Origin of the sequence: Shewanella cyperi (assembly GCF_017354985.1) — a bacterium.
Classification (GTDB): domain Bacteria; phylum Pseudomonadota; class Gammaproteobacteria; order Enterobacterales; family Shewanellaceae; genus Shewanella; species Shewanella cyperi.
This window is the reverse complement of the sequence record NZ_CP071501.1, coordinates 1,060,888-1,079,818: the sequence shown is the minus strand read 5'-3', so window position 1 is coordinate 1,079,818 and position 18,931 is coordinate 1,060,888. Positions and strand designations below refer to the sequence as shown.

16 protein-coding genes and 1 pseudogene are annotated in these 18,931 nt (G+C 58.4%); 14 read left to right on the top strand and 3 right to left on the bottom strand.

What is annotated here, in order from left to right:
* Window positions 1-139 precede the first annotated feature (139 nt).
* The 12 genes and pseudogenes from JYB84_RS04570 to JYB84_RS04515 all read left to right on the top strand — a co-directional run bounded on the left by JYB84_RS04570 (window position 140) and on the right by JYB84_RS04515 (window position 12,274).
* Window positions 140-1,027 (top strand): UDP-2,3-diacylglucosamine diphosphatase, encoded by an 888-nt coding sequence (locus tag JYB84_RS04570; protein WP_207322257.1) that lies wholly within the window; start codon window positions 140-142, stop codon window positions 1,025-1,027.
* Window positions 1,021-2,784 (top strand): annotated as a pseudogene (locus JYB84_RS04565) (GNAT family N-acyltransferase); the annotation flags it as partial. The gene JYB84_RS04570 and the pseudogene JYB84_RS04565, both read left to right, overlap by 7 nt.
* A gap of 146 nt (window positions 2,785-2,930) precedes the next feature.
* Window positions 2,931-3,317, top strand: a complete 387-nt coding sequence (locus tag JYB84_RS04560) for a CBS domain-containing protein (RefSeq protein ID WP_207323099.1) — start codon at window positions 2,931-2,933, stop codon at window positions 3,315-3,317.
* Window positions 3,318-3,501: 184 nt separating this feature from the next.
* The gene (locus JYB84_RS04555) at window positions 3,502-3,975 is read left to right on the top strand and encodes a hypothetical protein (protein ID WP_207322255.1); all 474 of its coding nucleotides are present in this window, start codon (window positions 3,502-3,504) and stop codon (window positions 3,973-3,975) included.
* Window positions 3,972-8,150: a tetratricopeptide repeat protein gene (locus tag JYB84_RS04550; protein WP_207322254.1), complete on the top strand. Its 4,179-nt coding sequence runs from the start codon at window positions 3,972-3,974 to the stop codon at window positions 8,148-8,150. Before JYB84_RS04555 ends, JYB84_RS04550 begins: the two co-directional genes overlap by 4 nt.
* Window positions 8,131-8,697: a tetratricopeptide repeat protein gene (locus JYB84_RS04545; RefSeq protein WP_207322253.1), complete on the top strand. Its 567-nt coding sequence runs from the start codon at window positions 8,131-8,133 to the stop codon at window positions 8,695-8,697. Before JYB84_RS04550 ends, JYB84_RS04545 begins: the two co-directional genes overlap by 20 nt.
* Complete coding sequence (locus tag JYB84_RS04540) at window positions 8,690-8,986, top strand: hypothetical protein (protein ID WP_207322252.1); 297 nt, start codon at window positions 8,690-8,692, stop codon at window positions 8,984-8,986. Before JYB84_RS04545 ends, JYB84_RS04540 begins: the two co-directional genes overlap by 8 nt.
* A 76-nt stretch (window positions 8,987-9,062) precedes the next feature.
* Window positions 9,063-9,758, top strand: a complete 696-nt coding sequence (locus JYB84_RS04535) for a MotA/TolQ/ExbB proton channel family protein (RefSeq protein ID WP_207322251.1) — start codon at window positions 9,063-9,065, stop codon at window positions 9,756-9,758.
* Window positions 9,755-10,267, top strand: a complete 513-nt coding sequence (locus JYB84_RS04530; RefSeq protein WP_207322250.1) for an ExbD/TolR family protein — start codon at window positions 9,755-9,757, stop codon at window positions 10,265-10,267. The genes JYB84_RS04535 and JYB84_RS04530 overlap by 4 nt, the downstream gene beginning before the upstream one ends.
* A complete protein-coding gene (locus JYB84_RS04525; RefSeq protein ID WP_228290881.1) occupies window positions 10,264-10,755 on the top strand; it encodes an ExbD/TolR family protein in 492 nt (163 codons plus the stop codon). Before JYB84_RS04530 ends, JYB84_RS04525 begins: the two co-directional genes overlap by 4 nt.
* Window positions 10,752-11,717, top strand: coding sequence for an AgmX/PglI C-terminal domain-containing protein (locus JYB84_RS04520; protein WP_207322249.1), 966 nt, complete (start codon window positions 10,752-10,754; stop codon window positions 11,715-11,717). The genes JYB84_RS04525 and JYB84_RS04520 overlap by 4 nt, the downstream gene beginning before the upstream one ends.
* A 176-nt stretch (window positions 11,718-11,893) precedes the next feature.
* A complete protein-coding gene (locus tag JYB84_RS04515) occupies window positions 11,894-12,274 on the top strand; it encodes a PilZ domain-containing protein (protein WP_207322248.1) in 381 nt (126 codons plus the stop codon).
* Between the two features lie 8 nt (window positions 12,275-12,282).
* Here JYB84_RS04515 and radA read toward each other — a convergent pair whose 3' ends face one another.
* Window positions 12,283-13,647 carry a DNA repair protein RadA gene (gene radA / locus JYB84_RS04510; protein WP_207322247.1) on the bottom strand — a complete coding sequence of 455 codons (1,365 nt, stop codon included), beginning with the start codon at window positions 13,645-13,647 and terminating at the stop codon, window positions 12,283-12,285.
* A gap of 101 nt (window positions 13,648-13,748) precedes the next feature.
* On the opposite strand from radA, the gene JYB84_RS04505 reads away from it, so the two are divergent.
* Window positions 13,749-16,124 (top strand): PilZ domain-containing protein, encoded by a 2,376-nt coding sequence (locus tag JYB84_RS04505; protein WP_207322246.1) that lies wholly within the window; start codon window positions 13,749-13,751, stop codon window positions 16,122-16,124.
* Between the two features lie 20 nt (window positions 16,125-16,144).
* Here the strand turns inward: JYB84_RS04505 and JYB84_RS04500 are convergent, their stop codons facing one another.
* Together JYB84_RS04500 and serB are read right to left on the bottom strand one after the other, a co-directional pair.
* A complete protein-coding gene (locus tag JYB84_RS04500; RefSeq protein ID WP_207322245.1) occupies window positions 16,145-17,077 on the bottom strand; it encodes an alpha/beta fold hydrolase in 933 nt (310 codons plus the stop codon).
* A 104-nt stretch (window positions 17,078-17,181) separates the two neighbouring features.
* Window positions 17,182-18,135 carry a phosphoserine phosphatase SerB gene (gene serB, locus JYB84_RS04495; protein WP_207322244.1) on the bottom strand — a complete coding sequence of 318 codons (954 nt, stop codon included), beginning with the start codon at window positions 18,133-18,135 and terminating at the stop codon, window positions 17,182-17,184.
* A gap of 79 nt (window positions 18,136-18,214) precedes the next feature.
* Here serB and JYB84_RS04490 point away from each other — a divergent pair, with 79 nt between their 5' ends.
* Complete coding sequence (locus JYB84_RS04490; RefSeq protein WP_207322243.1) at window positions 18,215-18,910, top strand: AhpA/YtjB family protein; 696 nt, start codon at window positions 18,215-18,217, stop codon at window positions 18,908-18,910.
* The last annotated feature ends 21 nt before the right edge of the window (window positions 18,911-18,931 follow it).

The window sequence follows — 18,931 nt, the reverse complement described above, 5'->3', positions numbered from 1 at the left end:
GCTAAAGCCATAGGGCTAACCCCTACTGTGGTTGCGCATCATCCAAGCCACTGTCACACAGACGTCACGGCCAATTCATCATTCGGTCAAGCTCGCCCCTTATTCTGGCGCCAATATCCGCTGCGGGAGACAGTGGCCCATGCCAGATGCCAAGACAGGCCCCCTGAAAAGTATCAGCCAGGGTAAAGATTCTGCTGACAAAGCCCGGTTTCACGCCCTGTGGCTGTCGGATATTCACCTGGGCTGCAAGGACTGCAAAGCGGACTTTCTGCTGGCACTGCTGGATAAAGTCCACTGTGACAAGCTGTATCTGGTGGGTGACATCATAGACTTCTGGGCCCTGAAACAGCGTATCTTCTGGCCCGAAAATCACAACCTGCTGCTCAGGCGCCTGATAGCCCTGGCCGGCGCAGGCACAGAGGTGATTTACATCCCGGGCAATCACGATGAGTTGCTTAAACCCTACACGGGCCTGACCGTCTGGCAGGTGGCACTGCAGGGGCACTATGTGCATCAAAGTCCCACGGGAAAACGCCTGCTGTTGGTTCACGGGGATCAATTTGATGCCGAGGTCTGCATAGGCCGCTTCTATGCCCGTCTGGGTGATCATCTCTATGACCTGCTGCTGTTCCTCAATCGGCAACTGCACCACTGGCGCGCCCGCCTCGGTTACCACTATTGGTCCCTGGCAGGCTACCTCAAGCGCCGGGTAGGCAAGGCGCAACAGGCCATCAGTCGCTACCGCGACGCCGCGGTGCGCCACGGACGGGCCCAGGCCATGGACGGGGTGATCTGTGGTCATATACATCAACCCTCACTGTCCAGTCACGGCGGTTTTATCTACGTCAATGACGGCGACTGGATTGAAAACTGCACCCTGGTTGCCGAAACCCACCAGGGCACGCTGCAGCTGCTGCGCTGGGACGAAGGCCTGCAGGGTCCCAGGGTCGAACAGGAAATCTGTCTGCACACGGCCGAATTGCTCGGTGCAAACAGCCATCAAACCGGATTGTTTGAAACAAGGTGAATCCCATGATTTTTACCGTCGATAATGTCGTCGCCGAAAACCTCCCCAAGTTGAACCAAAACCCCTGGTTGGCCCGGCCCACCAAGGCCATGTTGCGCTACCTGCTGAACGAGAAGGAATGCAACGACATCGCCAATAGGTTCGCCTTCCTGCAAGGGGTAGATTTTGTCGAGCAGGTGCTGGCCAGCTTCGACTTCAGCTTCAGCGTGCCGGATAAGGACATTGAAAATATTCCCAGCGAAGGCCGGGTGGTGATTTTTGCCAACCATCCCATAGGCTCCCTCGACGCCCTGGCGATGATCAAACTCATCAGCGAAGTGCGTCCGGACATCAAGGTGGTGGCCAACGAACTGCTGATGGCACTGAAACCGCTGCACTCCATATTGCTGCCGGTACGCAACATGGGCGGTGGCACCCCGAGGCAACACCTGCATAAAATCCATGAGCACCTGCAAAACGATGGCGCAGTGCTGATCTTCCCCTCGGGCGAAGTCTCACGCTTAAGGCCCAACGGCGTGCGTGACACCCACTGGCACTCGGGATTCCTGCGCATGGCCCTGTCCTGCGGCGCCCCGCTGCTGCCCATGTATGCCGATGCCAAAAACTCGGCTACCTTCTACGGCGCTTCGATGATTTACAAGCCCCTGGCCAGTTTGCTGCTGGTAAAAGAAATGTTCCGCCAGAGCAAACGCAATATGCCCATCCGTATCGGTGAGCTTATTCCCTTCGATGCCTTCAACACCCATGACTTTGACATCAAGACCAAGGTGGGGCTGCTGAAAAACCACCTGTATCGCATAGGCAAAAACCGCCCGGCACTGTTCCGTACCCAGAGCGCCATTGCCCATCCCGAGTCCCGCGCCGAGTTGCAATCCGCGCTGAATCAGTGTCAATTGCTGGGGCAAACCCAGGACAACAAACTGATTTATCTCTACGAGCACAATGGCGCCAGCCCCATAATGCGTGAGATTGGTCGGCTCAGGGAAGTGGCCTTCCGAGCCGTGGGCGAGGGTTCCGGCAAGCGCCGCGACACCGACAAGTACGATCCCTATTACCAACACCTGGTACTGTGGGACAGGGAGGCGCTGGAAATCGTCGGCGCCTACCGTTTCGCCAGCGCCAGCAAGGTTCATGAGTTGCAGGGGCCGGAGTCACTCTACAGCCAATCCCTGTTCGGTTTCGGCGAGGCCTTCGCCCCCTATTTCGCCCAGGGGCTGGAGCTTGGCCGCAGCTTCGTCCAGCCCAAATACTGGGGCAAACGCAGCCTGGATTACCTCTGGTACGGCATAGGTGCATTCCTGGCCAGGCATCCCCAGTACCGCTATCTCTTTGGCCCTGTATCCATCAGCAATCAGTTGCCCGCCGGCGCCAAGGAAATGTTGATGCACTTTTATCTGCGTCAGTTTCCGGCAAGGGTGGATCTGGCCCAATCCTTTACCCCCATGCAATTGAGTCCGGAGCGCAATCAGGAGCTTGATGCCCTGTACCCGGGCCTCGATTACCAGGAAAACTTCCGCATCCTCAAACAAACCCTGGCCAGCATGGGCGCAGCCATTCCCACCCTGTACAAGCAATACGGAGAATTGTGCAAAGAAGGCGGAGTCCAGTTTGCCGCCTTCGGCATAGACGCGGATTTCGGCGACTGTATCGATGGTTTGGTGTTGGTCGATACCCACAGCCTTAAGTTTAAAAAACGCAGCCGCTACATCGACAGCCATTTGGGTGAATTCAGCCCGGAAACCGACCCGGACTGCTGACCACAGACCTGCCAATCCCGGCTAATCCCCCCAGAACCTGCTTGCCGGCCACGGGGGGATTAGCAAAAAAGCCAGTCTTCTGATATAGATAGCTTACTAGGGAAGATTGCCGGGGGACGCCTGTGACACACACTATAGGTCAACTGATGAGCACCAGGGTGGTAACGGTGGAAATGGACGATCGCCTGATGGTGGCCAAGGATATCTTCGAACAAGCCCCCTTCCACCACCTGCCGGTACTGGATGAAAACGGTCACCTTGCCGGCATGCTGTCGGAGCGGGATCTGCTGCGGGCCATCAGCCCCCACATTGGCGCCGTAGGCGAAACCAACCGCGACCTCGATACCCTGCTCAAACGGATCCATCAGGTTATGCGCCGCAATCCGGTGACCGCACCCCCTTCCCTATCGGTGGATTCGGCCGCCAAATTGCTGCTGCAGCACAATATCGGCAGCCTGGTGGTACTCGATGGCGACAGCCTGGTCGGTATAGTCACCTGGAAAGACCTGCTCAGACACTACATTAATCCCTGAGAGCCCCGGCCCCCTGCCGGCCGGGAAAAATGCCAAACGCTTCACAATACCCATGTTTTCGGTAATGTTTTCAGCCTGATTCTTGGCATGACCCCCTGTGAGATCAAAAATTCTGCCGCGCTGCGGTGATAGATTTAGCCCCCATTGTGCATCTGATACGGCACTTGCCCGGCTGAATACAGGTATGTTCAAGGCTCAATATGCTCTCCGCTCTCTTCTGCTGCTCTGGGCACTGACCCAGAACGCCGGCGCCGCTGACACGCACGTACAACAGCAAGCGCTGGCGCTGTTGCAACAGGTCTACGACCTGGAAGAATCGATCCTCATTCCGGATAAAGATCAGCTCTTTGTGATGTTCGACAAGGAAATGGGCGCCGCTATTTTGGTGGAACGCATTGAGGTTTTCCTCGATGAGCAATTGGTGACCAACAGGGTGTTCAGCACAGCAGATCTGCTCAAGTTCATGGACAGGGGCATAGCCCCGATTTCGGCCCGCCTGGTGCCTCCGGGAGAGCACAGGCTGAAGATTCTGTTGCACAGCATGAACCAACCCGTGATCAGCAGTGAACTGCAGTTCCATAAGGGCTCCTCCCCCCAGTTTATTCGTCTCAACCTGTTGAATAACAAGGTAGAGCTGCTTAACTGGAGCGGACGGTGAAACGGCGCCCCAAATACCTGTGGCTGCTGGCACTGCTGCTTGGCGGTGCTGCCCAGGTGCGCGCCAACGATGAGTCACTGGATCTGCAATGGCAGTGGCTCTCCCCGCTGTTTGAGCAATGGCAGCAGGCCTCAGTCTCGGTAACCGGCCAGGGTTTTGGCACCTTACTCGACGCCCACAGCGGCAAAACCGGTCTGCTGTCCTTACCCTCAGAAAGTGAACGCGCCAAAGGCGATCCCATCCAACGCCTGGTATTGGCCAGTGATTGGTTTAACCAGGAACAATACGCCCAGGCCCTGGCGGTACTGGACAGCACGGCCACAGACAGTCCGGCAGCCAGGCGTCTTGGCGCCTTGCTGGCGGCACATCAGCAGCAGTGGCAAAAGGTGTTGGACTGGCTCCCACAGGACGGCACAGACTCGCTCGGCAGCTATCTGAGGGCGATGGCGCTATTACAGCTGGGACAGCCGCAGAGAGCCCAAACCGAACTGGCGAGCGAAATTAGCCCGGTAAACGGCCCACTCGCTGTCGCTCAGCGCTTGTTGCAAGCCAGGATTGCTGCGGCCGAGGGACAGGAAGAGCGGGCACTGTCGCTGCTGCGCACCCTGCCCCCCGATGCAGAAGTACAAGCCCTGGCGCTGTGGACCGAAGCGCAAATATTATTGCAAAGCGACAGCCCCGAACGGGCCAGGCCCGCGCTGTTGCGGCTCAGTCGCCGTGAAGGCCCACTGCAAATTGAGGCCTCCGCAGCGCTGTTGAACCTGCTTGGCCAGGACCAACATCTGGCACTGGCCAATGAGCTGCGCCAATCCCTGCTGCAACTGCTGGCGCGCCAGTGGCAGGCGCAGCCACTTGGCAAGAACCCCAAGTCCTTCAACCTGGTGCGACTGGAGCTGCTCAAGCGCAGGACCGAACAACTCAAAGACTGGCTGGCCACCGCTGCCACCAGCTCCCGGGCCTATGCCAGGCTGCTGGATAAGGAGCCCGACGCTCTCAATGCCGCGGTAAATGACCTCAGGGACAAGATGGCAGCCAAGGCACAACAAACCTGGTTGACCCTCGACAGGGCCGGCAAGCAATTGCAATTGGAGCAGCTGCTGACCGAGCTGCTAGGTCAACCGGCAGAGCAACAGGTGCGCTACCGGCTCCTGGTCGCCCTGTCGACCTGGGAGCAGGGGCAAGCCTTCGGACACAGGTGGTGGCAAGAGGATGCCCCATCGGATGCGGTTCTTGATGGCGCCAAACAGGAACTGGAATCCCTGCTGCAAATGCCAAGGGTTTACCGCCAGGCTCTGGTGGCCACCCACCTGCAACAGATTAAACTGAAGCTCATCGCCAGTGCCCAACAGGCGGAACAGCTTGAGCAACAATTGACCCAAAGGACAGTACAACTGGCCGATGAACTGGCCCGGGCCCATCAACAGGACGAGCAACAGCGTCTGGCACAACTTGAGCCGCAATTGCTGCGACTGACCCAGGAATTGCTTGCCGCATCTCCTCTTTATGGTGCGGCCAAGAGCAGCAGCACCCTGAAGCTGGAAGCCGATCCGGCCGCTCCCGGCCCCAGTGCCGGCCGAGTCGGTGAACAGATGCAGTCCTTGGCTGATCCCGACTATTCACAACTGCAGGCCCTGCTTGGCCAGCTGGGCAGCCAGGCCCAGGCCCCCGGGCTCAGGCGCCAGGCCATGTATCAGGAAGCCGACCTGCGTCTGCGCCTGGCGGAGCAAACCACTGAGCTTGAGCCCCAAACCGAATTATTGACCGGCGCCGGACTGCTGCTGGAGCAGCTGCTGCAACAGCAGCAAGATGCCAACCTGCTGTATCAGTTGGCCCGGGTTAAAGACATGCTGGGGGACACGGAAGCGTCCCTTTCGCTGCTAGGCCGCTTCGGCAGCGCCTTCCCGGCCCATCCACTGTGGCGCGAGGTGATGTTCCGCAAGGGCGAAGCCGAATTTTCCCTCGGAGACTATGCCGCGGCCAGCGCCAGCTATGCCGCCCTGGAGTCAACCGGGCAGGATGAATTCAGTGACAAGGCCAGTTACAAACTGGGGTGGTCCAGGTTCAAAAACGGCGACTACCCCATGGCCGCCGCCAGCTTTGTGGAATTACTGAGCCTTCATTGGTCCTCCCGGGAACAACAGGCCCAGGCCTTGTGGCTGGAGGAAATACTCAGGATCAGCGCCATCACCTTCTCTTACCTGGATGGCGTCGATGGCCTGCAGATCCTGCGACGCCCCGATGGCAGCCTGCCGCCCTTCTTTGAGCCCCTGTCATTGAAGCTGGCAAACTATTTCCTGAACAAGTCACGCTTTCAGGATGCCGCCGCCGTTTACCAGAGCCTGCTGGACAATTATCCGGACTCTCCGCGCGCCTTTGAATTCCAACAGGCCAAGATCCAAGCCTACAGCGATGGCAAATTCCCCTCCCTGGTGTGGCCGGAAAAAGCCGCCGCCTGCAAACGATTTGGTCAGGACTCAGCCTTTCGCCAACAGGCTCCGAACGAAATACGCCAGGCGATGGACAAGGTGCTGACAACCTATAGGGGCGAACTGGCCCGCTATCACCACGCCAGGGCGCAGAAACACAACCGGCCAGAGGACTGGCAGGCCGCCATCGGCTGGTACCAAAACCTGCTGAGCCACAGTGGCCAGCCGGATGCCGGGATTGAATATCTGCTGGCCGAGGCTCTCCATGACAGCGGTGCCGCCGTCGAGGCCATAGACTATTTCGTCAGGGCCTCCTATGGCGCGCCCCCCTTCGATAAGGCCGACATTGCCAGCTACAGGGCTCTGCAAGGGCTGCAAGCGCTACTCAAGCAAGCGCAAGTCAAACAAGGCCCCGAACCCGAGCTGCGCCAGCGTCTGCAGACCCTGGCAGAACGACATCTGACACAATTTCCGCACAGTGACTCGGCCGGCACCATAGGACTGACCCTGGCCGAAGAATACTTCACCGCCGCAGATCACCCCAAAGTACTGGCCACTGTGGCGCGGCTCGCTGACCTGAGCCTGAGCGCCGGACAACAAGGCTCTGCCCTTACCCTCAAGGCCCACAGCCAATTTGCCCTGCAACAATACGCCGAGGCGGAACAAAGCTATGAAGCCCTGCTGGGCAAAGGCGCCGATACAGAGCAAGTCGCCATGCTCGAGGCCCGCCTGGCGGAAAGCATTTTCCGCCAGGCCGAAATTGCCCGTGAGCACGGCGAGGTGCAAAGCGCCCTGACGTTGTTCCGGCGCCTGGCCAAACGTCTGCCCCATGTGGACGCCGCCGTCAACGCCCTGTTTGACGCCGCCACTTTGGAGTTGAATCAGGGCCTCTGGCCAGACGCGCTGAGGGCCTTTGAAGATTTTGCCAGCCGCTTCCCCAATCATGCCCTCAGCGCAACTGTGCCGGAAAAGTTGGTGTTTCTGTATGAAAAAACCGCCGCCTGGAATAAGGCCGCGGCGGTGCTGGCCGGGATGGCTGCCAAGCAAGATGACAAGGCGCTCAGCGCCGCCGCCCACTGGCAAGCCGCCGAAGACTACGACAAGGCCAATAACCCCAAGGCTGCGGCTGAGCAGTACCAGGCCTTTATCGCCAGCGGCGCCGGCAGCAAACCGGACATGGCTGAAGCCTGGATGCGCCTGGCGAACATGACCGACAACGAAGCGGAAAAGCGCCAAAGGTTGCTGCAGTTGTTGGCCATGGACCAGCAAGGCCTGACAGCACAGTTTGCCAAAGCGCACCTGCTGCTGGGCCACAGTTTCAAGCAGGAAGCCCAGGCCCAGTTATTGAACGGCGATCTGCAGCGGGCCATCAAGCGGCGCCAGAAGTGGATGAGCAAGGCGGTTGACCACTACAGCCAGGTCGTATCCCTGGGGCTGGCAGAGCCTGCCTGCGAAGCCACATTACACATGGGCCTGCTGTATGGCGATCTGGCCAAAGCCCTGCTCAGCGCCCCCACACCCAAAGGGCTGAATGAACTGGAGCTGGAGCAATATGAGATTTTGCTGGAAGAGCAGGTTTTCCCCTTGGAAGACAAGGCCATCGCCCTACACCAGCTGAATCTGGCCCGTATTGCCGAGGGTCTTTACAACCCCTGGATCGCCCAGAGCATGATGCAGCTCAAACGCCTGCTGCCGGCCCGCTACGCCAGAACCGAATTGACGGAGGACTATGTTGAAAAACTTTATTAGGCCAATGTTGTTGATGCTCACAGTATTGCTGTGGGGCTGCCAGAGTACCGCGCCGGCACCTGAGCCCCGGCCACAACTGAACCCTGCCGTGACGCAACTGTTCAACCAGGCCATGGGGCAACTCAAACAGGGAGAACTGGACGGAGCCGAGGCCTTGCTTGAGCAGGTGCTCAGGTTGGACGACAAGCTCCCCGGCGCCAGGTTAAACCTGGCCATCATCAGTCACAAACGGGGCGATAGCGCCAGGGCCAAAGCCCTCATCGACAGCGCCCTGGCCTTGGCTCCCATGCCGGAAGCCCTCAATCTTCGCGGCGTGCTGGCCCGCCAGGAAGGGGATTTTCGCGCCGCCGAGGCCGACTTTACAAAGGCCCTGACCCAGGCCCCCGGGTACGCTGCCGCCCATTACAATCTGGCCCTGCTGTACGACCTTTACCTGCAGCAGCCGGAAAAGGCCGCCTTTCACTGCCGCCAGTATCTGGCCCAGAGCGGTGATAGCGAGGCCACTCCCTGGCTGGAAGAATTATCCAGGAGGGCCGTAAATGAGTAAGCCCCGGCTGTGGCTGTCACTGATTTTGCCCCTGTGCTGTCCGCTTTCCGGCGAGGCAACAACCGATGCGCCAAAGCCGGTTGCCCAGGGCAACAGCAGCGGCTTTGTCATCACAGGCGATCAGGAGTTGCCGGCGGTGATCTACCTCATTCCCTGGAAAGCGGCCGACAGTCCTTTTCCGGGAATACAGCCCCCCCTGGATGTTCGGCAGCCCGCCCAATTGCCCTGTCGCTTCGATGTGATCACAGCGACAGCCGACTGGGACTGTCCAAACAGGGACTCCCCTTGATCTCGGACATGGTTTATTCCTTCGCCAGGACGGTATAATCCGCCCGCAAATCATCAGGTAAGTATCTGGAAATAATATGGAATACTTCTACAGCATAGTTCGCTTCATCCAGAACGGCGGGATCTTTATGTACCCGATAATGATCACCCTCGCCATCGGCCTGGCCATAGCGCTGGAGCGTTATCTCTATCTGGGGGTAATTAAGCGCCGCAACAAGGTCGCCTGGGAGCACATACATCCCTTGATGTTGCAGGGCAAGGTCAAGAGCACACTGGAATATGTCCGCGGTTCCGATGCCCACATATCCAAGGTGCTGGTTTATACCCTGACCCATCTGGTGTCGGGGCGTAAGGTCGACGAAGTGGAAAAGATGCTTGAAGAAGGCCTGGTGGAAATCATCCCCCAGCTGGAAAAGCGTACCCACTTTCTGGGCACCTTTGCCAATATCGCCACGCTGCTGGGACTGCTCGGTACAATCTTGGGCTTGATCGCCGCCTTCTCGGCCGTGGCCAATGCCGATCCGGCCGAAAAGGCCAACCTGCTTTCCAACAGTATCTCGGTCGCCATGAATACCACGGCGTTTGGCCTTATCACCGCCATTCCGCTGTTGCTGCTGCACTCCTTTATTTCCACCAAGACCAATGAAATTGTCGACAGCATGGACATAGTGACGGTCAAGCTGAACAACCTTATCAACATCAACAAAAACGCCAACAATGGTCTGACGGAAATTGATGAAGTGACCAAACAGCAGGTGACATTGCAACCATGACGGTCAGGCGCAAATGGCGCCAAAGGGCGGCGCCGGAGTTGGACATTACCGCTTTTCTCAACCTGATGGTGGTGCTTATTCCCTTCCTGCTGTTGTCGGCGGCCTTTAACCAGCTTTCCATTCTGGAGCTGAGCCTGCCCAAAACGGCCACCGAAGCCGCTCCGCCGGCCCCCAAGAACAAGCCGGAGCTTGAGCTTATTCTGGCCGCCGATGGACTGGTGCTGAACGATCGTCTCAGGGGGCCACTGCAGCGCTTTCCCAACCTGGAAAATGGCGGGCGGGATTTTCGCGCCATGCAACTGGCCCTGGCGAACATCAAACTCAGCTTCCCGGATATGCTGCAACTGACAGTGCTGGCACAGCCGGACACCCCCTATGAAGCCATTATTCAGGCCATGGACTACAGCCGCAGTATCTGGGTTGATGGACAGGGCCGTCGCACGCTCAAGGAACTCTTTCCCCAGGTAAGCCTGGGCGACGCGCCGCAAACCATGGGGGCAAGCCAATGAGCAAGACCATGTCGGCCAAGGAAAGGCGTCTGCTGCGGGCCCGAAAAAGAGCGGTTCCCGGCCTCAACCTGGTGTCACTGATGGACATATTCACTATATTGGTGTTTTTCCTGCTGGTGAACTCTTCGGATATTCAGCAGCCCCCCAGTCAGTTACTGACCCTGCCGGAGGCCCATGTGGACACCCCGGTCAGCAACAGCCTGATCCTGCATATCAACAGTCAGGGGATCAGTATCCAGGGACGCAAGATTGCCCAGGCCGCAGATCTGGAGAATGATGCCCAGGCTCTAATTCAGCCCTTGTTCGATGAGCTCACCTATCAGCAGCAGCGGCATCCACTGGTTGAGGGAGAACGCACCCTCACCATAATGGGCGACAAGGCCATACCCTATAAGCTATTGAAAAAAATCATGTCCACCGCCACAGAAGCCGGATATGAAGCCATCTCCATGGTGGTGATCAGCCAAGCGGTCAAGGATGGCCAATGAGCGCTCAATTGCTGTATCCAAGCGATCTGCAGGTACTGCCCTGGGCAGAGGAGCCCGGCAGCGCCGAACGTCTGCTGCGGCTGCTGCTTGCGGTGGTTGGCGCTATCCTGCTGGTGTTTGTGGTTCTGGATCAGGGGGTAACGGCCCCCCCATTGACCCGGGACAAGTTGGAGGAAGTGCCACAGCAACTGGCCAAGGTGTTAATGCTGGAAAAGCAGGTTGAGCCCACCAAGCCCGTGGAACCCGAGCCTCTGCCTGAACCCCTGCCTGAGCCAGAGCTGGTCGAGCCAAAAGCGCCGGAACCCGAGCTCCGGACCGAACCCGAAAAGCCCAAGCTCTCCTCCGAGGCCAGCGAACAACAGGTACGTAAGGCCAGGGAGAAGGCGGCCCGCAGCGGTGTCATGGCAGCAGCCGACTCACTCAAAACCCTGCGCCAGGCGCTGGATCTCTCCGCCCTTGCCGCAACGCCACTGAAAAATGGCGACAGTGGTGATGCCAAGGCCACCCGGCGCGATCTCATTACCGCCAAGGCCAAGGCCGACAGCGGCGGCATAGCGGCGACGGAAGTGGCCAGCGTCAGCACTCAGTTGGCCGGTATTGCCAGCAGCCAAATAACTCAGGATGGGGCCGCGGCCGATGACAGCAGCGGTGACGGGGGAAGCAGTTTGTCGGTGCGCACCCAGGAAGAAATCGCCCTGGTATTCGATCGCAACAAAACCGCATTTTACAGCCTTTACCTGCGGGCATTGCGCAGTCAGATGGGCCTCAGGGGCAGGTTCGTATTTGAATTGGAAATCCAGCCCGACGGCAGCGTGTCCCGCTGCGAGCTGGTGTCCAGTGAACTGGGGCAGCCGGAGCTGGAACGCAAACTGCTGGCCAGGATCCGCTTGCTGAACTTTGGCCCCAAGGCCGCCGAGATATGGCGCGGCAAATATCACATAGATTTTGCCCCTTCGGTTTAGGGCTTGTGGACGTTTCTGGGTTATTTTGGCAGCAGCCAGAGCGAACAAAATTCAAATTCGAAACGTCAACCAGCCCTCGCCAATGCACTGAAATTCAAGGCAGGAATTTTTACAGAAACCGTATGTTGGCGTATGCTTAACGGCAAAGTCGGCAGCCCAGCACAAGGACAGCGAATATGAATGAAAGGCGCAAGTTTTCCCGGATCCTGTTTGACACCCGGGCCAACCTGGATCAGCCACCGCAAAGCTGGGGCACCCGCATTCTGGATCTCAGTCTCAACGGTGCCCTGGTGGAAGAACCCAGGAATTTTGCGCCTTTGGGAGACAGGCTGACCCTGTCCTTCACCCTGCCGGAATCCGATATTGAGCTGCAGATGGAAGCCGAAATCATCCACCGCAAGCTGGGCCTGCTCGGCCTCAAGTGCCTGCACATAGACGTGGAAAGCATCAGCCACTTAAGACGCATGCTGGAGCTTAATCTGGGTGATGCCAATCTGCTGTACCGTGAACTGGAACGCTTTATCGAAGAGCACGAGCAAGCCGCAGACAATAGCTGAACCTGGGCTCACAGCGCCGCCAATGCCTCCGACAGCTTGCTGACACCTATGATTTCCATGCCCTCGGGCGGCCGCTTGGGCACATTGGCCCTGGGCACTATGGCGCGGCGAAAACCGTGTTTGGCCGCTTCCACCAACCGCTCCTGACCATTGGGCACGGGGCGGATTTCACCGGACAAGCCCACCTCACCAAAAGCCACCAGATCCCGCGCCAGAATATCACCGCGGAAACTCGATACCATGGCCAACAAGAGGGTCAAATCGGCACTGGTTTCGCTGACCTTGACCCCACCGACCACGTTGACAAACACGTCCTGATCCGCCATTTGCAGACCGCCATGGCGATGCATCACCGCCAGCAACATGGCCAGACGGTTGGCGTCCATACCCACGGCCACCCTTCTTGGGTTTGACAGGGCCGAGTTGTCCACCAGCACCTGCAGCTCCACCAGCAGCGGCCTTGTACCTTCCCATACAACCATCACCAGGGATCCGGATGAGGCCTCGTCACCGCGGGAGAGGAAGATGGCCGAAGGATTGGCCACTTCCTTGAGGCCCCGCTCGGTCATGGCGAACACCCCCAACTCGTTGATGGCACCGAAACGGTTCTTGTGGGAGCGCAGGGTGCGGTAGCGGCTGTCGCTGTCGCCTTCAAACATCACAGAGCAATCGATACAGTGTTCCAGCACCTTGGGACCGGCCAGGCTGCCGTCCTTGGTCACATGGCCCACCATGATGACGGCTATGCCGTGCTGCTTGGCAAAGCGGGTCAGGAAGGAGGCGGACTCACGTACCTGGGCGACGCTGCCGGGGGAGGACTGCACATCGCTGATATGCATCACCTGAATGGAGTCCACCACCACCAGCTTGGGCTGTTCCCTGAGGGCAATCTCGCAGATGGTTTCGACGCTGGTTTCAGACAGCATCTTGAGTTTAGCGGTCGGCAAGCCCAGACGATGGGCGCGCATGGCCACCTGCTGCAATGACTCTTCGCCGGTGACATAAAGTGCCGGCATGGTTTCGGCCAATTGACACAGGGTTTGCAGCAACAGGGTACTCTTGCCGGCGCCGGGATGACCGCCAATAAGGATGGCGCTGCCGGGCACTATGCCGCCGCCGAGCACCCGGTCGAACTCGGTGAAACTGCTGCCGATGCGGGGCAACTCATTGAGATCGATTTGATCCAACGTCTTGATTTCACTGGCTGCGGCACCGGCATAGCCACTGAACCTGTCGCTGCGGCCCGTCGTGACCGCCCCCAGGCGCACTTCTGTGATACTGTTCCATTCATGACAGGCGCTGCATTGGCCCTGCCAGCGGGGAAAGTCCTGGCCACACTCGTTGCAGACGTAAGCGGTTTTATTCTTTGCCATAACTCACTAAAATTTGTATAAAAAAGGTAAAGCCCGCCCTACGGCGGCCGACATAAGACTAACAGCAGCGCCTTGCGTCCGCACTATAAAAGAATCCACCCATGAGCCTAGAGAGTCATTCAGCCCTGATCGAACAGCTAAAACCTTTGATGATGGAACCCAATTTCCCTCAGGTTTTCGAGCAGTTGACAGCCGATGAATCCAATTCCACCCGTTTTCTGTTGAAAATGGAGCTGACCCGTCTGGGCAACAACTGCAGCCGGCTCATCGATTTGCGTGACAAAAGTGAGCTTCCCTGCGAGGAAGTACACCTTGAGCGCCAGGTCCACTTTCTCGACGCCCCCGCCAGGCAGGTATTTGAACGGGCCCTGCACCTGTACCGGGGTCGCTATACCCTGGGTGTCTATGAAGAGGTGATGCAGGCCCACAAGCAACGACGGTTGCAACAACGCCAATCACCGACGGAACTCCAGTCCCCCGGCAGCCTCCCCTTCCTGTTGCCGGCCGTGGTCATGGGTAGCTATTTCAACCGCACCGAAGAGCGGATGAATTACAGTATCCGCATTCAGGCATCCCAGGTCGGTCGTGAAACCCAAAACGGGATCACTGTGGATCTCTCAGTGGGCGGCGCCCGCATACGCCTGCCAATGAGGCACGGTTTCAATCCCGACAAGCCGCTGCGGGTTAAATTGGTGGATCTGAGTCAGGAATACTATTACGAGGATCTGCAACAGGGGGTGGACTACCAGATAGTCGACACCGACAGCAACAATGAGTATTGCTGGATGCGCCTTAAACGCATCGGCGGCACCGAAGCCCTGGCGAAAATGCTGGGCAACCTGATCAACGGCTACAAGTACCGTTACAAGGTGGATATCAACGATGTGCTGGTCACGGCCACGGGCCTGGCATTCGAGCGTCAGTACCTGGCACACCTGCCCCACCTGCCGCTGTTCATGCCCAAGGGCGACGTGCCTTCCATCAGCCATCTGCTGCTGAGCCATGACAATCAGGGCATAGTGCACTTTTTTCAGGACGAGGAAGATATCAGCCAACTGCCCGCCATGCTGACCCCCGGCAGGCTCAATTACCTGCTCAACCAAGCGAACAACCCGGACCACAGCCTGTTTTTCTGCTTCACCCACAACGCCAACGGTCGGCTGTTCTTCTACTCGGCAACCCTCGCCGAGCTCAAACACAGGGGTGAAATGCCACTGTTTCTCGGCTTTGGTGCCAGCAAACCCAGCTGGCGGGTGTTCCGCCTCAGCGCGGACATCATAGATCACGACAAGCAATACAAAAGCGCCATGATACCGGGGGACAGCGGCAGCTACTCGGCCCTGACCGAGCAGCAGTTGGCGGGATTCAGCCATGTGCTGCAGCTGATGGACGTCACCTGCGAGGCCGCCCGCAGCCAATACCGGCAGTGGTTTGACAACAGCAACGTCAATGCCCTCAAGGTGTATGGCCAGAAAAAGCTCAACAGCCAGACCATACGCCAGGTGGCACTGGAGTTCAGTGAACGTCGCCGGGAAGCCCGCTTCGCCTTCAAGACCCTGGTGGAGATCCGCCAGGGAAAACTCAGGGCCCAGGGGATCAGCTGCGATATCTCCACCCGCGGCATGCAGTTGAACCTCGACGAATGCCTGCCGTTCGAATTGAATAAGCCCGTCACCCTGAGCCTGCCCAAGTTGCAGGCCCTCGCCGGTAAAACCCGGCTTGAGGAACTGCCCTACCAACTGGTGCGCAGCCGTCGTGACGGCTGCACCCTGCACCTGGCTGCGATTGTGGGCCATACCCCCCATGCGGGCGTGGAGTTTCTCAACAAGCTGATTGAACACAACAGGGAAAAACTGGAACAGCTGACGGAAAACAATGCCGAAGTGAAAGAACTGTCCGATGGCATGAAGAATCTGCTGATGCGGCGCCTGCAAGGTATTCCGCTGTTTATCGAGAAAACCAGCAAGGCCACGGTGGTCAGCCATATAGGCGTCGGAGTGGAGCCCCATCCGATAGCCGATCTGTTTGCCGCCCTGAGCACCGAGAAACTCAGGTACGATTTGACGCCGCTGCTGGGCAATGGTGCCGCCAAGCGTGACATCATAGATCCCATCCGCGAAATGCGGCCGCTGCAGGATGTCGACAGCATTGAAATCTTTATCCAGGTCGCCCACCAATCCCGGGGCAAGGTACAACTCAAGTGTGTCCGCCGTGACAGCCTGAGCGAGGAAGCGCAACTGGCCTTTATCCGCCAGAGTCAGATACTGGGGCGATTTGTGGCGCTGAAATTGTACCGGGCCGCCACAGGCAAACCCGATATGGCCTACATTCGCCGGGAACTGGAATACATACATATCCATGCCCAGCACAAGGCCAAACAGTTGGAAGAGCAGATGTGGCGGATAGTGGGTGTGGCCGAACTCTTGGATATCAGCCACGAGGTATTACAGCGTTATCCGGCATTGTATCGGGAATAGCGGCAAGATTTGGCAGGAAATTAATTAGCGTCTGCCAGCACCGCAAGATCAAAGCCCAAATACCAGTCCAACACAGCCGGAAAATGATCCACCGGGGCATCCATATGGGTCAGCATATCCGCATGGCCATAATCGTGCAGGTTGCCGTTGGCCCGTGACAGCAAGGTAAAGCGGCCATCGGCGGCGTGACACTCAAGCATCATGTCACGCACATCGGCGGGGTTACCGAGCACAGTGTCTCGCTCGGCGGCGATAAACCAGCATGGTGGCAGGCCCCTGGCCGCAGCACCATAGTCAAAGCCATCGTCGTGATCGACCCAGTCGCCCCGAACCCAATCGATGCTCTCATTGAGTGAGGACAGGCTTTCGTTATCCATGCCCATTTTCAGTTTATCAGCGGCAAGATAGCCGCGGCGTTTGGCCAGTGCCGGTGCAATGCGGTTCCAGACCATATCCACCATCCACCACTTCTTCAGTGACTGCACCCTGATGGTACGCTTGCTGCCAAAGGTCAGCAAAGAACGGACCGACGCGGCAATCTCCGGATAGCGCACCAGGCAACTGGCCATCAAGACCCCGCCCCAGGAATGGGCACACCAATGCACGCCGCTGGCCTTGGGATGCCATTGCAGCAGTTGCTGCTGTACCAAGGGCAGCTGCTCACGGATCACCTTGCCCTGGCCGGGGTCCACACCGGGTCCCAGCCTGGGCTCGCTCAGGCCCCGCCCGGCGCTGTCGAGTACATAGACGCAAAAGCCTGCCCGGGCAAGAAAACAGGCCAGGCCACGGCCGGAATTACTGTAGAACACCCGCCCATTGGACATGGCACCGTGCAGCATAAGGATGGGGCTGCCATGGCTGGCGCCGGCACTGGGCTGGATGCGCCTCAGGTGCAGGCGACCTTCACCATAGGGCAGAAATATGGACTCTTGCTTGAGCGGGATATTTGGCATGGGTTCTGTTGACCGGTGGCGGGCAGGCCCGCCTATGACTCTTACCGGTTAAGCTAGCGCCTGGGGCCGGCAAACACAAGAGCATTTACTCAAATGCGCTTAGCTCAAGCCCGCAGCAAAAATGGCAGCACCCGCAGGTCCAGGCTGCGAATCGCGGCATCGGCGGCGGCCGCCAGCTTGGGTTTGGCGTGGAAAGCGATGCCGAGATCCGCAGCGTTGACCATGGGAATGTCATTGGCGCCATCGCCTATGGCCACTCTCTGGCCCGCTGGAATTTGCCACTCCTCGCCCATGCGCCCGACCACATCGGCCTTGAACTGGGCATCGACCACCTTGCCTGTTACCTCACCGACGAGTTTGCCATCTTCGATAACCAGCTCATTGGCAAAGGCCGCATCAAGCCCCAGTAGGGTTTTAAGATGGCCAACAAAGGGAGTGAAGCCACCGGACGCCAACACCAGTTTCCAATTGTGGGACTTGAGCTCGGCCACCATGGCCTCGAGCCCTTCCATCAGGGGCAAGTTGTCACACAGGCGGGTGATGATATCCGCGTCAGCCCCCTTGAGTTTCCCGACCCGGGCCCGCAGGCTTTGCTCAAAATCCAGTTCCCCCTGCATGGCGCGCTCGGTCACCTCGGCCACCTCGGCCCCCACCCCGGCCATGGCCGCCAACTCGTCAATGCATTCAATCTTGATGGCGGTGGAGTCCATGTCCATCACCAGCAGGCCGGGCTCACCAAGACGCGGCAATTTGCTCGAAAGCAAAAAGCACTCAAGTCCATCCAATGCCGCCAGATGGCCGGGCAATTCGCCTGCGTCCTTAAGCACCAACTCCAGTCCCAGCAATCCGGACTGACGCTCAAGCAGCGCCACCGAGACTATCTGCCCGGCGCTGGCGACCAAACGCGCCATGATCTCCGTTGTCAGCCCCTCGCGCTGCCATACCAGACGCAGTACCTGCCCCTCGGGGGCGTCGGCTTCAGCATGTTGCTGCAGTGAAGACGCGCCAATCAAGGCATGGAGCTGCTCTGAAACAAGGGACTGGGCATTCGGGGTCATGGACTAAGGCTCTCCGGCTATCGGCCTTGCGCACAATCCATTATGATTGGAACAAGGCTCATCAAATCTAAGGGTTAGGGTGTTCCATTTAAAAGGGCTCAAAAAAAGCCATAAAATCAGCCGGCTGCTGCAGATTGGCATAGCGCTGGCCCTGATCTCGGGCCTGGTCCAGCTGTGGCAGTCAAGCCTACTACAAGGCCAACTGCTTCTGAAGTCCCAAACGGAAAAGATGGCGAGATTATTGGTGCAGCAGACCGCCTATGGCGCGGCACCTGCGCTGCAATTGCAAAATGATGAGCAATTGCAGTGGCTCGCCAGCGCCCTGGTGGCGGATCCCAAGGTCATGGCGGCGGCCATCTACGGCGAACAGGGTACCCGCTTGTCCTTTGCCCAGAGTGTCAGTGAGCAGGCATTGGAGCCGGACTCGGAAGAGCTTAAACAGGCGCTGGCGCCCTATTCCCCCTACGTGGAAGCTGTACTGCAGGACGGCCGCAATCTGGGCTATGTGGAGGTCTATCTGGATCCCAAGCTGTTTTTTGAAGAGATCCGCGAAGCGCATCAGCTCAATATGGATCAGCAGCAACTGATGTTATTGGTGGCCGGTCTAATCGGCATGCTGTTGGCCCGGGCATTGAGTTTCAAGCGGGCCCATTTTGACCGCCGCAAGGCCCGTATCAACCGTATCAGAAAAGCAGCCAACAGTGGCGCGGCAGAGCAAAGCCAGGGCTCAGCAGACAGCCCCGACGGACAAGAGAAAGCAAACGATCCGACCTGAATCCGGCAACAAAAAGGGCGC

Excerpts from the sequence above, each read along its gene's own strand:
- JYB84_RS04570 (WP_207322257.1), top strand. The coding sequence starts at position 140 with ATGCCAGATGCCAAGACAGGCCCCCTGAAAAGTATCAGCCAGGGTAAA.
- JYB84_RS04560 (WP_207323099.1), top strand. The coding sequence starts at position 2,931 with ATGAGCACCAGGGTGGTAACGGTGGAAATGGACGATCGCCTGATGGTG.
- JYB84_RS04555 (WP_207322255.1), top strand. The coding sequence starts at position 3,502 with ATGTTCAAGGCTCAATATGCTCTCCGCTCTCTTCTGCTGCTCTGGGCA.
- JYB84_RS04545 (WP_207322253.1), top strand. The coding sequence starts at position 8,131 with ATGTTGAAAAACTTTATTAGGCCAATGTTGTTGATGCTCACAGTATTG.
- JYB84_RS04540 (WP_207322252.1), top strand. The coding sequence starts at position 8,690 with ATGAGTAAGCCCCGGCTGTGGCTGTCACTGATTTTGCCCCTGTGCTGT.
- JYB84_RS04535 (WP_207322251.1), top strand. The coding sequence starts at position 9,063 with ATGGAATACTTCTACAGCATAGTTCGCTTCATCCAGAACGGCGGGATC.
- JYB84_RS04530 (WP_207322250.1), top strand. The coding sequence starts at position 9,755 with ATGACGGTCAGGCGCAAATGGCGCCAAAGGGCGGCGCCGGAGTTGGAC.
- JYB84_RS04525 (WP_228290881.1), top strand. The coding sequence starts at position 10,264 with ATGAGCAAGACCATGTCGGCCAAGGAAAGGCGTCTGCTGCGGGCCCGA.
- JYB84_RS04520 (WP_207322249.1), top strand. The coding sequence starts at position 10,752 with ATGAGCGCTCAATTGCTGTATCCAAGCGATCTGCAGGTACTGCCCTGG.
- JYB84_RS04515 (WP_207322248.1), top strand. The coding sequence starts at position 11,894 with ATGAATGAAAGGCGCAAGTTTTCCCGGATCCTGTTTGACACCCGGGCC.
- radA (WP_207322247.1), bottom strand. The coding sequence starts at position 13,647 with ATGGCAAAGAATAAAACCGCTTACGTCTGCAACGAGTGTGGCCAGGAC.
- JYB84_RS04505 (WP_207322246.1), top strand. The coding sequence starts at position 13,749 with ATGAGCCTAGAGAGTCATTCAGCCCTGATCGAACAGCTAAAACCTTTG.
- JYB84_RS04500 (WP_207322245.1), bottom strand. The coding sequence starts at position 17,077 with ATGCCAAATATCCCGCTCAAGCAAGAGTCCATATTTCTGCCCTATGGT.
- serB (WP_207322244.1), bottom strand. The coding sequence starts at position 18,135 with ATGACCCCGAATGCCCAGTCCCTTGTTTCAGAGCAGCTCCATGCCTTG.